Raw genomic sequence first — 12,500 nt, 5'->3', positions numbered from 1 at the left:
AGCCTATCAACCCACGGTCAATCTTGGAGGTGCTATGCCACAACAACCGCAAATACGCCTTCAAAGCGTCTCTAAACAGTGGGGCGCGACCACGGCGGTAAACGATATCTCGTTTGATATTGAAGCGGGTCAATTTGTCATTCTGCTGGGGCCGTCGGGCTGTGGAAAATCCACCACGCTACGCATGATTGCAGGCTTAGAAGAGGCCAGCAGCGGGCAGATTTGTATTGGGCAGCAGGACGTCACGCACCTACCACCGGGTGACCGTGGGCTGAGCATGGTGTTTCAGTCCTATGCGCTGTTTCCGCATTTAAGCGTTGCCGACAATATCGTGTTTGGCCTGCGCAGCCGCAAGGTAGCCAAGGCAGAGCAGCGTGAACGGCTCGCCAAGGTCGCCGCACTGGTCAATCTCACCGATTACCTGAACCGCAAACCGGCTCAACTTTCCGGTGGCCAGCGCCAGCGGGTCGCGCTGGCACGGGCGATTATCTCCGAGCACCCTATCTGCCTGATGGATGAACCGCTTTCCAACTTGGATGCGCGGCTTCGCAGCGATATGCGCAGGGAAATTAAGGCCCTGCAATCACGGCTCAACATGACGGTGGTTTACGTCACTCACGATCAGGTAGAGGCCATGAGCATGGGAGATCGTGTCATTTTGATGCAGCAGGGAAACATCGTACAGGACGGCACACCCGACGAGCTTTATAACCAGCCCGCCAGCGCTTTTGCCGCCAGCTTTATTGGCAGCCCGGCCATGAACCTGCTGCCTCTTGTGCAAGGTGAACAAGGAGCAGTCATTGAGGGCGAATCCACTACGCCAGTGGCTCCCATGGAGGCCGCTGGTGGGCAGTTGGGTGTGCGCCCTGAAGATATCGAGCTACGCCCAGCGTCCCAGGCAGGCATCCCGGCTAAGGTACTTAATGATGAGTACTTAGGTGCAGACACCATTGCCCATGTCGCCGTTGGCAATCACACCGTGCGTGTTCGTCTAAGCGGTAAACAAACGCTCTCTGGCCAGCCTTGCAAACTTTACTGGACGCCTAATAGCGCCCATCTCTTTGATCACCAGGGTCTGCGCCAGCACGCGTTAGCGCCCATTGCATTACCCGCTTCTCATCGAAGCGTACCACGCCCGCCAGCGGTGGGTTCTTTCCAACACTGATCGCTCTCATCCTGACAACATCACAAACACTTGTGGAGTCTCTCATGCGTTCTCAGTTCTCTTTTGCAATGACCGCCCTTGCAACAGGCCTGTTAAGTGCCAGCCAAGCCAGCGCTGACGGTGTCGACTTAACGATGTACTACCCTGTGTCGGTAGGTGGCGCACTCACCGAGGTAGTGGATAGTTTGGTGGCAGATTTCGAGAGCGAACACCCAGAGATCAACGTAGAAGCCATCTATGCGGGCAACTACGATGACACCCGAATACGCGCCATGTCAGCCATGGAAGCGGGTGATACGCCCCAATTGTCGGTGATGTTCTCGATTGACCTCTATGAGCTGATCGAACAAAACGCGGTTGTCGCCTTCGATGACTTGGTCGAAACTGACGAAGAGCGCGAGTGGCTGGACAGCTTCTATCCGGGCCTGATGGAGAACGGTCAATTGGATGGCAAGACCTACGGCATCCCGTTCCAGCGCTCCACCATTGTGCTGTTCTGGAACAAAGACGCCTTTGAAGCGGCAGGCCTAGACCCCGAAACGCCACCTGAGACCTGGCAAGAGATGGCCGAAATGGCCGCCGCCGTGCGTGAGGCCTCTAATGGTGAGCAGTGGGGCGTGATGGTGCCTTCTACTGGCTACCCATACTGGATGTTTCAGGCCTTTGCCTTCCAAAACGGCCACCGTTTGATGAGCGATGATGGCACGGAAGTTTATTTTGACGACCCTGCTGCTGTTGAAGCGTTGGAGTACTGGGTGTCGCTAGCAACTGAGCACGAGGCCATGCCCAGCGGTACCATCGAGTGGGGCACTTTGCGCCAGAACTTCCTCGAGCAGTCCACCGCCATGATGTGGCACACCACCGGCAACCTGACCGCCGTGCGCAACGAGGCTAATTTCGATTTTGGCGTCGCCATGCTACCTATGAAGACCCAGCGCGGCAGCCCCACCGGTGGCGGCAACTTCTACATCTTTGAAGATACCACTGAAGAAGAGCAGCGTGCGGCGATGACCTTTATTCGCTGGATGACCGCCCCCGAGCGCGCCGCCGCGTGGTCGATTGAAACCGGCTATATGGGCGTTAGCCCCGCCGCTTATGAAACCGATGCATTGAAAAGCTATGTAGAAGAGTTCGCGCCCGCTGCTGTTGCCCGCGACCAGCTTGAACACGGCACCGCCGAGCTTTCCACCTATCAAGGCGGCCGCATTCGTCGCGCTCTGGATAATGCCGTGCAAGCGGCTCTAACCGGCCAAATGACACCGCAAGAAGCGCTCAGCCAAGCACAGCAAGAAGCCGATAGCGTGCTACGCCGCTACGCTCGATAAGCGAATTAGTCAAGGTTCAATGCTCGCCGGGGTACGCCCCGGCTTTTTCGACGCACGGCCAATCCATGACTTTAAACAACCATCGAAAAATGCAGCTTTACGGCACGCTGCTGTTGCTACCTGCCGCGGTATTGCTCGCGGCTTTTGCCTATTTGCCAACCATCACCACGCTGATTAACAGTCTATTCCTGCCTGGTTTTCGCGGGGCACCCGCCGAGTTTGTAGGTATCGAAAACTATCAGCTACTGTTTGATGACCCGACTTTCTGGAAAGTGGCCAGCAACAATCTGATTTACGCGCTGGGTACGATTCCCACATCGATTGCACTAGCTCTAGGCATGGCGCTGTTCGTCAACGGCAAGCTGCCAGGGCGTGGGCTAGTGCGTATGGCCTACTTCACGCCGACCATTCTGCCCATGATCGCCGCGGCGAATATCTGGATGTTTTTTTACGCGCCGCAAATCGGCCTGCTTAATGGCTTGCTAGCTACGCTAGGCGTTTCTGGCATCAACTGGCTGGGCGATCCAAGTATTGCGCTTGGCTCGGTCATCGTGATGTCCGTATGGAAAGAGGCCGGCTTTTTTATGATCTTTTATCTAGCGGCGCTGCAAAGTATTCCGCCAGAGCTAAAAGAGGCCTCCGACTTGGAGGGTACCAGCCGTTGGAGCTTTTTCTGGCGCGTCACCTTCCCACTACTCATGCCCACTACGCTGTTTGTATTAATCAACGCGCTGATTAACTCAGTACGGGTGGTAGATCACCTATTTATACTCACCAAGGGCGGCCCCAACAACGCCACCAACCTACTGCTTTACTACGTCTATGAGAACGCCTTTTCGTTCTTTGACCGCACCACGGCAGCCACCATTACCGTAGTGATTCTGCTAGTACTCGCGGTGGTTGCCACGCTGAAGTTCACGATTTTAGATCGCAGGACGCACTACCAATGAATACGACCACTACCTATGCGCCCCGCTCCCGTTTCTTCTCAATGCCAGCGCTGGAAACGGTGGCCGCGTGGCTGTTGGCGGTTATTTGGATTTTTCCACTGTTGTACGCCTTTTGGGCCGCCTTTCACCCCAGCGAATTTATGGCGAATTTCGAGCTTTTCGCCCCGCTCACGCTGGAGAACTTCACCAACGCCTGGGCTCAGGCACCCTTTGGGCGCTACTACCTGAATACCTTTGCCCTCGTCACTGGCGTTGTCGTTGCCCAGTTCGTGGTGTGCACGCTGGCGGCGTTTGCCTTTGCCCGTTTTCCTATTCACGGTAAGAACCTGCTGTTCATGCTGGTGCTGATTCAGCTGTTCGTCTTTCCCGAAGTGCTGATCGTCGAGAACTACCGTATCGCCAGCGATTTGGGGCTGATCAATACTATCACTGGCATTGGCTTGCCCTACGTGGCCAGCGCCTTCGGCATTTTTCTGCTGCGTCAAACCTTCAAGACCATCCCCCGAGAGCTGGAAGACGCCGCCCGGATTGAAGGCTGCGGCTGGCTGGAAATCCTGTGGAAGGTCTACGTGCCGCTGGCCAAGCCCACCTATCTGGCCTACGGGCTGGTGTCGATCAGCCACCACTGGAACAATTTTCTGTGGCCGCTGGTGGTCACCAACTCGGTGGAGAGCCGCCCTCTCACCGTCGGGCTGGGTGTTTTTTCAGCGCCAGAAACCGGCGTTAACTGGGCCACTGTCAGCGCCGCAACGCTGCTAAGTATTGCGCCGCTGCTGGTGGCCTTCCTGCTTTTCCAACGCCAGTTCGTGCAATCGTTTTTACGCGCGGGGATTCGCTAGCCCAACGGCAGCGGGTTTTCGTGCGACAATTCTCCTTCACGCACACGACAAGGAGAGCAGCGATGCACGGCGACTCGGCAGCCCTCAAGGTACTGCAGGAGGTCTTTGGCTACGACCACTTTCGTGGCCCGCAGCAGGCCATCATTGAGCATGTGATGGCGGGAGGCGATTCGTTGGTGCTGATGCCCACTGGCGGCGGTAAATCGCTGTGCTATCAGATCCCTGCGCTGCTACGTGAAGGCACCGCGATTGTGGTCTCGCCGCTCATCGCGTTGATGCAAGATCAGGTGGCCGCACTGATTCAGAACGGGGTGCGCGCCGCCTACCTCAACTCCAGCCTCGATATGCATGAGGCGATGGACGTGGAAAACCGCCTGCGCGCGGGCGAGCTGGATCTTCTCTACGTCGCGCCCGAACGGCTAGCCACGGCGCGCATGCAGATGCTGCTGGAGCAGACCCGCATTGCGCTGTTCGCCATCGATGAAGCTCACTGCGTTTCCCAGTGGGGCCACGATTTCCGCCCCGAGTATCGCCAGCTTTCTCACCTGCACCAGCGCTTTCCTCACGTGCCGCGCATCGCGCTCACCGCCACCGCCGATGTGCCTACCCGGCACGACATCATGGAGCACCTGCAGCTTCAAGAAGCCGCGCTCTACAACAACGGCTTCGATCGGCCCAACATTCGCTACCATATCGCTGAAAATCAGGGCAATGCCAAAGAGCAGCTGCTGAGTTTCATCCGCGAGCATCACGACGGCGAGGCGGGCATCGTCTACTGCCTTTCACGGCGCAAGGTGGAGGAGACCGCCGATTGGCTGGCACGTCAGGGGCTGACCGCACTGCCCTACCACGCGGGGCTGCCCGCCGAGCAGCGCCAGCAGCACCAAACCCGCTTTCTGCGCGAAGATGGCGTGGTGATCGTCGCCACTATCGCTTTCGGCATGGGCATCGACAAACCGGACGTGCGCTTTGTGGCACACCTCAACCTGCCCAAAAGCATCGAAGCCTACTATCAGGAGACCGGCCGCGCCGGACGCGATGGGCTGCCCGCCGATGCCTGGATGGCCTACGGGCTTCAGGACGTGATCACCCTGCGCCAGATGCAGCAGGATTCCGGTGCCGCCGACCAGCAAAAGCGCATCGAACAGCAGAAGCTCGACGCCATGCTAGGGCTATGCGAGATCATCAGCTGCCGCCGTCAGGCGCTGCTTCACTACTTTGGCGATTCATTAGACGAACCCTGCGGCAACTGCGATAACTGCCTCACTCCACCTGACACCTGGGAGGCTACCGTCGCCGCGCAGAAGGCGCTGTCGTGTGTTTACCGCACCGAGCAGCGCTTCGGCGTCACGTATCTGGTGGATGTGCTGCTGGGTAAGCGCAACGAGCGTATCAGCCGCTTTGGTCACGACGGTTTGAGTACGTTCGGCATTGGCAAAGAGCTCACCGCCAGCGAGTGGAAAGCACTCTTTCGCCAGCTGATCGCCAGCGGCTATTTGAGCGTGGATATGGAGGGCCACGGCGGCATCAAACTGACGGCCAACGCTAGGCCAATACTGCGCGGCGAGCGGCGCCTCACCCTCCGTAAGCCCAGCAAGGCTGCACGGCGCGGTGCCAAAGGGGCGTCTGCCGCCAAGGGCCACGGTGCGCTGTGGGAAGCGCTGCGCCAGCATCGCAAGACGCTTGCCGATGCCCAGGGCGTCCCCGCCTATGTGATTTTCAACGACGCCACATTGGCCGAGCTGGTAGAGCAAAAACCGCAGACGCTGCAGGCGCTGGGCAGTATCTCGGGCATCGGAGCACGCAAGCTGGAGGATTATGGCGAAGGCTTTCTGGCAGTGGTTCTGGCACATCCCGACGAACCCGCGGTCAGCCCCTCTGTGGGCAGCAGCGCTCTAGAATCCGCCGCGCTACTGCGCCAAGGGCTAACGCCGGAGCAGGTCGCCGAGCAGCGCGGCCTGGCCGCTAGTACCGTGTACCGCCACCTAAGCGATGTAATCCAAAGCGGCGAGCTGGCCTTGGAAGAGGTGGTCAGCCTAGACCCAGCGACCCTGGCACAGATTCACGCGGCGTTTGAGCAGTTTCCAGACCAAGGGCTGAAAGTGGTGTTTGAAGCGCTGGAGGGCCGTATCGATTATTCGGTTCTGCACTGCGTGCGGGCATCCATGGCTGCCAAGGGTTAGCGCAAACCAAATAATCGTATTTTTTAAAAATCGCTCATTTGGTGTACTCTCTATTCAAGAGAGGAGAACGCGATATGGCTATCCAGCACAAGACTGCTAGCAAGCGCCGTGACATGGGGGCCGCCGCCATGCGTACCTACCCTAATATTTCGCGTAGTTGGGGGCTAAAAGAGAGTGAAGCCGCCCTGTTACTAGGCGTACCCGACTCCACCTACCGGCGCTGGAAGCAGGCCCCCGAGCAAGCCCGCCTGGATGCCAACCATCTTGAGCGCATGTCGCTGATTCTGGGCATCTACAAGGCGTTGCATATTTTGCTTCCCAACCAGGAGGCAGCCAATAGCTGGCTGCTGAGAGCCAACAGCAACCCACTGTTTGCCGGTCACACGCCCATGGAGCGCCTGTTAAGTGGACATGTCTCCGATCTGTATGTCGTTCGACAGCATTTGGATGCCGCACGTGGAGGGGGACATGTATGAACTTCCCGCTCAACAGCGTCACATGGCGGCCAAGCTACCGCGTTATCCCTTCGCGCTTCCCACCGATTGATTTATTCGAAGGCGTCAACAGCAACACTGACGACTGGGACTTGCTCAATGAACTAGAAGGCGAAACCTCTGCCAGGCTTCGTGAAGAAGCGGGCGCGATCCATCTGGTCCGCGATGGCGACCGCCGCTATGGACCTGGATGGACACCCGTCATGGCGGCGTTTTGCCACTTTCCTGCCACCGGCTCGCGTTTTAGCGATGGCACCTTTGGGGCCTACTACTGCGCACTCACCGAAGCCACCGCCATTGCTGAAACCCTGCACCACGCAGAGCGCTTCATGCAGGAGTCCAACGAGCCACCAATGATGCTTCAGCAGCGCGTCTATCTCTCTGATTTGATGGGGCAACTGATAGACTTGCGTAGTCACCGCGATGCGCAAGCACTGCTCGCCCCTGATAGCTGGTCCGCAGGGCAATCATTGGGCAGAAACGCTTGGGAGCAGCAGGCAGATGGCATCGTTTACCCCAGCGTTCGCGACCCAGGTGGCGAGTGCGCCGCAGTGCTAAGGCCCCCGGTACTCTCCGCCACGCGGCAAGGCCGTCATCTCGGTTATGACTGGGACGGCCAGCGCATTCGTCACGTTTATGAGCTAACGCTTCTGAACTGAACCTCCCTTACCGTTAACGCCACCCCCGCAGATGCTCGCCCCGTGCAATCGCCGCTGAGTCGAACACGCCGGTATCCAGAATCCAGGCGGTGACTAGTTTGGCGGGCGTCACGTCAAAGGCTGGGTTCCACACCGGCGCATCGCTGGGCGCCCACACCACCTCGCCAAACGCCCCTGCGGCTCCGCGCACTTCCGCGCCATCGCGCTGTTCGATGGGGATTGCCGCGCCGGTCGCACAGGCGGGGTCGACCGTGGTGTAGGGGGCAACCACATAGAACGGCACCTGATGGTAGTGCGCCGCCACCGCCAGCATGTAGGTGCCCACTTTGTTGGCAAAGTCACCGTTGGCGCAGATGCGGTCCGCTCCCACCATCACTTTGTCCACCTTGCCCGCTGCCATTAAGCTGGCCGCCATGCTGTCGGTGATTAGCTGGTAGGGAATGCCTAAATCGGCCATTTCCCACGCGGTTAAACGGCCGCCCTGGAGCAGCGGGCGGGTCTCATCCACGTAGACATGCAGATCTATGCCGCGCTGTTTGGCGATGGCCAACGCGCCAATCGCGGTGCCCACACCGGCCGTGGCCAGCGCTCCGGTGTTGCAGTGGGTCAGCACGCGGTCGCCGGAGGCCAGCAGGTCGGCACCCCGCTCGGCCATGCGTTGGCACAGCGCGCGGTCCTCTTCGAACAGCGCCTTGGCACGTTCGGCCAGGGCGTCAGCGCCCTGGGCAAAGCAGGCTTCCATGGCATCCAGGCAGTACATCAGGTTCACTGCCGTAGGTCGCGTCGCCCGTAAGCGGTCGCTTACGCCCTGCCACTCGGATTCGGGATGGCGAGCGGCGTACTGGGCCAGCACGAAGGCGGCGCTTAAGCCAATCAGCGGCGCACCGCGAATGGCGAGCTGTTTAACCGCGTGCTGCCACGCCTCGGGGGAGTCGCAGCGCACCCACTCTTCGGCCTGGGGTAGCCGGGTTTGGTCCAGATACTCAAGCGAGTCGGTATACACCCGTAAACTGCGTGACTGTAAATTAACCATGAGGGGCTCCTTGGGTATTGGACGAGCAGAACAGCGGCACGGCTTATCAGGCGCGAAGCTTATCATATAGAATGGCCGCCACTAGACGAGGCGATGCTGACCCGATGAATACGTTACAAACCGAACTGCTGGACGCCATTTCCTGGGCGGCGCAGCAAGGCTGGACCCCCGCCACCGGCGGCAACTTTTCTGCGCGTACCGAGGCTGGCTATTGGGTGACCGCCTCTGGGCGGGATAAAACCCGCATCCAGGCGGATGATCTGCTGCTTTGCGACTTGGAAGGCTGCGTGCTGGAAGGCAATGGCAAACCCAGCGCCGAAAGCGACCTGCACGCTGCCCTGTACCGGTTAGATCCGAACATCCACTGCGTGCTGCACACCCATACCGTCGCCAGCACCGTGCTGTCGCGCCGCTTTCCCAAAGGCATTGAGCTAAGCGGCTTTGAGATGCAAAAGGCGTTGGCGGGTAACGTGACCCATGACGCGACGATTCACCTGCCGGTGGTGCCCAACTCCCAGGATATGGAGGAGTTAGCCGAGCACGTTCGCCAAGGCTGGCCGATGCCCTGGGGCTTTCTGGTCGCGGGCCACGGCATTTACGCCGTGGGCGACAGCATTGCCAGCTGCCGCCGTCACCTGGAAGCAATCGAATTCTTACTTGCCTGTGTACTGGAAGAGAGCCGGTGGTCCAAATGAGTAACCCAACCGTTCGCGCCATCATGACCGATATCGAAGGCACCACTACCGATATCCACTTCGTTCATAAGGTGCTGTTCCCCTACGCCTACGCCAAGCTGCCTAACTTTCTGCGTGAGAATGCAGAAACGCCAGCAGTGGCCGAGCAAATCGATGCAGTGCGCCATGAGATGCAGGACGCCGGCGCCACGCTGGAAGCAGTGATTGCTACGCTGCAGCACTGGATCAACACCGACCAGAAAGTCACCCCACTCAAAGCCCTGCAGGGCATGGTGTGGGCCGATGGCTACCAGCGCGGCGACTTTACCGGCCATTTATACGCAGATGTCGCTCCGGCGCTACGCCAGTGGCAGGCCGCAGGCGTGGCGCTCTATGTGTACTCGTCAGGCTCGGTGCAGGCGCAGAAGCTGCTGTTTGGCTACAGTGACGAGGGTGATTTGACCCCGCTGTTCACAGGTTACTTTGATACTCACATTGGCCATAAGCGCGAGGCCGTGGCCTATCAACGCATTGTCGAGGCGCTTGATCTACCTGCGGAATCGGTACTGTTCCTGTCGGATGTGATCGAAGAGCTGGATGCGGCCAAGCAGGCGGGCATGCAAACCCTGCAGCTCGTGCGCGAAGGTACCCAGGCGGGCACCGTACACGCCTGTGTCGAAAGCTTTGCTGACATTGCCCTTTAACGGCAACGTCTATCCCTTACTTCTTTAGGAGCGTCTCCATGTCACAACTGAAAGTCTTTACCGATCAAAACCCAAACGATGCCCTGCTGAACACCACGGACGGTGAACAGATTGCCGCTGAGCTGAACCGGGTGGGCGTACTGTTTGAGCGCTGGGCAGCGCCGAGTGAAATTGCCGACGATGCCACCCAGGAGGAGATTCTGGCGCTCTACCAGGAGGACATCGACCGGGTCAAAGCCAAGGGCGGTTACCAAACCGTGGACGTGCTGCACATGGTACCCACCCACCCAGACAAAGAGGCCATGCGTCAGAAGTTCTTGAACGAACACCGCCACCATGAAGACGAAGTGCGCTTCTTCGTGAAGGGCCAGGGGCTGTTCTGCCTGCACATCGATGACAAGGTGTATCAGGTACTCTGCACCCGCAACGACCTAATCAGCGTGCCCGCCAATACCCCGCACTGGTTCGATATGGGGCCAGAGCCGGAATTCACTGCGCTGCGCTTCTTCGATAACGTGGAGGGCTGGGTGCCGCACTGGACAGAAAGCGATATCGCCGGAAAGTTTGATCGTCTCGACCAACTATAAACCAGGAGAGTTGTTGCCAAAACTTGGGGGGGCCTAGCCCACGCGGTGTTGATACAGCACCTCAAGGGCTCCTTCAACCGCTTGCTCGTCGGCTGCCGGTGCTTCGGTAGGCTGTTCACTCACAGGGGGGGTAGGCGTCGTTTGCGCAACCGGCTGACGTCCGCCTACCAGCACGTACCACTCCGCTTCGGTCAGGTAGTGCTGGCACCAGCGGCTTAAACCATCTGCGACCGTTTCGCTGCTGCGCCCGCCGCTGCGAAACGCCGTCGCAAGGTGAAGTAAATCCTGACGGGCGGTGCGGGCACGGGCGTTGCCGCCATGTACTTTAGAGAGCGGGCAGCGTCGGTCGTAGGCCGCGTTGGTGAGGGCATTTAGCCAACGCTCTACTTCATGTGCCTGAATACCTCCGTAAACTGCCACGCGCCGCTCCCAACGTTGAACGATAAGGTGAAAAAGTAATAACTGCCTATAGGATAGGCCAAAAAAGCATAAGACTGCCCGAATTTCGTGCGACTGTCACCTTAATGCCTTTATTCACGCTCTATTTCTTACGTTCTAGTTCTTACGCTCTATGCGACTCCTCAAAGCCTTGCAGGACATTCACTACGTTGACACCGATATCCTCGACGGCATAACCCCCTTCCATTAAAAATACACAGGGTAGCCCGGTATCAGCGAGGCGCTTACCAAGGGTAATAAAGTCGGCGTGCTGAAAGGTAAACGCGCTAATCGGGTCGCCTTCAAAAATATCCACGCCGAGCGATACTACCAGTAGCTCGCACTCGGCTTGATGAATTCGCGCCAGCGCGTCTTCCAGCGCAGCCATCCAAGTGGCGACGGACGTACCCGGCGGCAGGGGGTAATTGATCGTGAAGCCTTCGCCTGCCCCTTCGCCGGTTTCGTCGGCGTAGCCTGAGAAGTAGGGGAAGGTGACGTCCGGGTCGCCGTGGAGCGAGGCAAACAGCACATCGTTGCGGCGATAGAAGATCTGCTGAGTGCCGTTGCCGTGGTGAAAGTCTACATCCAGAATCGCTACGCGGCGCTTGCCTGCCTCTAGCGCCCGCTGGGCGGCAATGGCCGCGTTGTTGAAAAAGCAGTAGCCGCCAAACTGATCTACCGCTGCGTGATGACCCGGCGGGCGGCACAGGCCAAAGGTAGGCTCTCCAGTGGCAAGCGTATGGTCAATGGCTGCCAGCGCGGTATCTTTACTCGCCATGGCGGCGGCAAAGGTGCCCTCTGTAATTGAGGTTTCTGCTGCCAACGCGTAATAGCCCAGCTGGCCACTCACCGACTGGGGAATGCGGTCGCCGCGCATGGTGCGGGCTGGCCAAATATTAGGAATAGCCTCACCCGCATGACCCGTCGCTTGCCACGCCTGCCAGCAGTTTTCTAAAAACGTGACGTAATCGGCATCATGCACCGCCAGCACCGGAGCTAGGCCATAATCGTTGGGCGTGCGTACTTCAAACGCTGCCTTGTTCAAGGCTGCCAGTACCAGATCCATCCGCTCGGGGCACTCAAACGGGGTGACTAAAGCACCATCGTGCAGCTCACTCTGAGCTTGGCGTAGACGGCTATCTGGGGAGAAAAACGTTAGCATGCGGGTTCCTTATTGATCGTGATACGGCCACTTGGCAGCCCAGCAACGCTTTTGGGCTGGGGTCTGCTGCTTTAATTGGTACTCTGCCCGGCTGGCCGCAGCACGGTCAGCAAAAGGCTGGGCTCCTAGCAGCGCCAGCGGCGGGTTCGCCCGAGTATAGCGCGCACCCTTACCCGTCGCGTGGGCTTGGTAGCGCTTGGCGAGGTTATTGGTAATCCCTACATAGGTACCGCGCTGGCACTCAAGCAAGTACAAATACCATTGAGAAGTGGCTGTGTTTTCCATAG

14 protein-coding genes are annotated in these 12,500 nt (G+C 58.7%); 10 read left to right on the top strand and 4 right to left on the bottom strand.

What is annotated here, in order from left to right; genetic code table 11:
- Positions 1–34 precede the first annotated feature (34 nt).
- The 7 genes from LG300_RS01315 (at position 35) to LG300_RS01285 (ending at position 7,615) form a co-directional block, all read left to right on the top strand.
- Positions 35–1,165 carry an ABC transporter ATP-binding protein gene (locus LG300_RS01315; RefSeq protein ID WP_404376624.1) on the top strand — a complete coding sequence of 377 codons (1,131 nt, stop codon included), beginning with the start codon at positions 35–37 and terminating at the stop codon, positions 1,163–1,165.
- A 44-nt stretch (positions 1,166–1,209) separates the two neighbouring features.
- On the top strand, positions 1,210–2,490 hold the full coding sequence (locus LG300_RS01310; RefSeq protein ID WP_404376623.1) for an ABC transporter substrate-binding protein: 1,281 nt from the start codon (positions 1,210–1,212) through the stop codon (positions 2,488–2,490).
- Between the two features lie 65 nt (positions 2,491–2,555).
- Positions 2,556–3,440, top strand: coding sequence for a carbohydrate ABC transporter permease (locus LG300_RS01305; RefSeq protein WP_404376622.1), 885 nt, complete (start codon positions 2,556–2,558; stop codon positions 3,438–3,440).
- Entirely contained in the window at positions 3,437–4,279 is an 843-nt protein-coding gene (locus tag LG300_RS01300; RefSeq protein ID WP_404376621.1) for a carbohydrate ABC transporter permease, read from the top strand. Before LG300_RS01305 ends, LG300_RS01300 begins: the two co-directional genes overlap by 4 nt.
- Positions 4,280–4,341: 62 nt before the next feature.
- Positions 4,342–6,462, top strand: a complete 2,121-nt coding sequence (gene recQ, locus LG300_RS01295; protein WP_404376620.1) for a DNA helicase RecQ — start codon at positions 4,342–4,344, stop codon at positions 6,460–6,462.
- Positions 6,463–6,536: 74 nt separating this feature from the next.
- A complete protein-coding gene (locus tag LG300_RS01290) occupies positions 6,537–6,938 on the top strand; it encodes an antitoxin Xre-like helix-turn-helix domain-containing protein (protein ID WP_404376619.1) in 402 nt (133 codons plus the stop codon).
- Positions 6,935–7,615 (top strand): RES family NAD+ phosphorylase, encoded by a 681-nt coding sequence (locus LG300_RS01285; protein ID WP_404376618.1) that lies wholly within the window; start codon positions 6,935–6,937, stop codon positions 7,613–7,615. The genes LG300_RS01290 and LG300_RS01285 overlap by 4 nt, the downstream gene beginning before the upstream one ends.
- 13 nt (positions 7,616–7,628) lie before the next feature.
- Here the strand turns inward: LG300_RS01285 and mtnA are convergent, their stop codons facing one another.
- On the bottom strand, positions 7,629–8,648 hold the full coding sequence (mtnA, locus tag LG300_RS01280; protein WP_404376617.1) for an S-methyl-5-thioribose-1-phosphate isomerase: 1,020 nt from the start codon (positions 8,646–8,648) through the stop codon (positions 7,629–7,631).
- Positions 8,649–8,752: 104 nt separating this feature from the next.
- Between mtnA and mtnB the strand changes: the two genes are divergently transcribed.
- From mtnB to LG300_RS01265, 3 genes are read left to right on the top strand one after another with little or no spacing between them, the layout of a single operon-like run.
- The gene (mtnB, locus tag LG300_RS01275; RefSeq protein WP_404376616.1) at positions 8,753–9,343 is read left to right on the top strand and encodes a methylthioribulose 1-phosphate dehydratase; all 591 of its coding nucleotides are present in this window, start codon (positions 8,753–8,755) and stop codon (positions 9,341–9,343) included.
- Complete coding sequence (gene mtnC, locus LG300_RS01270; protein WP_404376615.1) at positions 9,340–10,026, top strand: acireductone synthase; 687 nt, start codon at positions 9,340–9,342, stop codon at positions 10,024–10,026. Before mtnB ends, mtnC begins: the two co-directional genes overlap by 4 nt.
- A gap of 38 nt (positions 10,027–10,064) precedes the next feature.
- Positions 10,065–10,613 carry a 1,2-dihydroxy-3-keto-5-methylthiopentene dioxygenase gene (locus tag LG300_RS01265; protein WP_404376614.1) on the top strand — a complete coding sequence of 183 codons (549 nt, stop codon included), beginning with the start codon at positions 10,065–10,067 and terminating at the stop codon, positions 10,611–10,613.
- 33 nt (positions 10,614–10,646) lie between these two features.
- On the opposite strand, the gene LG300_RS01260 is transcribed toward LG300_RS01265, so the two are convergent.
- From LG300_RS01260 to LG300_RS01250, 3 genes are all read right to left on the bottom strand, one after another.
- Positions 10,647–11,033, bottom strand: a complete 387-nt coding sequence (locus tag LG300_RS01260) for a hypothetical protein (protein WP_404376613.1) — start codon at positions 11,031–11,033, stop codon at positions 10,647–10,649.
- A 142-nt stretch (positions 11,034–11,175) separates the two neighbouring features.
- Positions 11,176–12,213, bottom strand: coding sequence for a histone deacetylase family protein (locus tag LG300_RS01255; protein WP_404376612.1), 1,038 nt, complete (start codon positions 12,211–12,213; stop codon positions 11,176–11,178).
- Between the two features lie 9 nt (positions 12,214–12,222).
- A complete protein-coding gene (locus tag LG300_RS01250) occupies positions 12,223–12,498 on the bottom strand; it encodes a GIY-YIG nuclease family protein (RefSeq protein ID WP_404376611.1) in 276 nt (91 codons plus the stop codon).
- Between the last annotated feature and the right edge of the window lie 2 nt (positions 12,499–12,500).

Origin of the sequence: Vreelandella aquamarina (assembly GCF_044805175.1) — a bacterium.
In the GTDB taxonomy this organism is placed as follows: Bacteria; Pseudomonadota; Gammaproteobacteria; order Pseudomonadales; family Halomonadaceae; genus Vreelandella; species Vreelandella aquamarina_B.
The sequence above is the reverse complement of the archived record's forward strand: the minus strand, read 5'-3'. Positions and strand labels throughout refer to the sequence as shown.

Coding starts and splice junctions, on each gene's coding strand:
- LG300_RS01265 (WP_404376614.1), top strand. CDS start 10,065: ATGTCACAACTGAAAGTCTTTACCGATCAAAACCCAAACGATGCCCTG.
- LG300_RS01315 (WP_404376624.1), top strand. CDS start 35: ATGCCACAACAACCGCAAATACGCCTTCAAAGCGTCTCTAAACAGTGG.
- LG300_RS01305 (WP_404376622.1), top strand. CDS start 2,556: ATGACTTTAAACAACCATCGAAAAATGCAGCTTTACGGCACGCTGCTG.
- LG300_RS01250 (WP_404376611.1), bottom strand. CDS start 12,498: ATGGAAAACACAGCCACTTCTCAATGGTATTTGTACTTGCTTGAGTGC.
- LG300_RS01255 (WP_404376612.1), bottom strand. CDS start 12,213: ATGCTAACGTTTTTCTCCCCAGATAGCCGTCTACGCCAAGCTCAGAGT.
- LG300_RS01300 (WP_404376621.1), top strand. CDS start 3,437: ATGAATACGACCACTACCTATGCGCCCCGCTCCCGTTTCTTCTCAATG.
- mtnC (WP_404376615.1), top strand. CDS start 9,340: ATGAGTAACCCAACCGTTCGCGCCATCATGACCGATATCGAAGGCACC.
- LG300_RS01310 (WP_404376623.1), top strand. CDS start 1,210: ATGCGTTCTCAGTTCTCTTTTGCAATGACCGCCCTTGCAACAGGCCTG.
- recQ (WP_404376620.1), top strand. CDS start 4,342: ATGCACGGCGACTCGGCAGCCCTCAAGGTACTGCAGGAGGTCTTTGGC.
- LG300_RS01285 (WP_404376618.1), top strand. CDS start 6,935: ATGAACTTCCCGCTCAACAGCGTCACATGGCGGCCAAGCTACCGCGTT.
- LG300_RS01290 (WP_404376619.1), top strand. CDS start 6,537: ATGGCTATCCAGCACAAGACTGCTAGCAAGCGCCGTGACATGGGGGCC.
- mtnB (WP_404376616.1), top strand. CDS start 8,753: ATGAATACGTTACAAACCGAACTGCTGGACGCCATTTCCTGGGCGGCG.
- mtnA (WP_404376617.1), bottom strand. CDS start 8,648: ATGGTTAATTTACAGTCACGCAGTTTACGGGTGTATACCGACTCGCTT.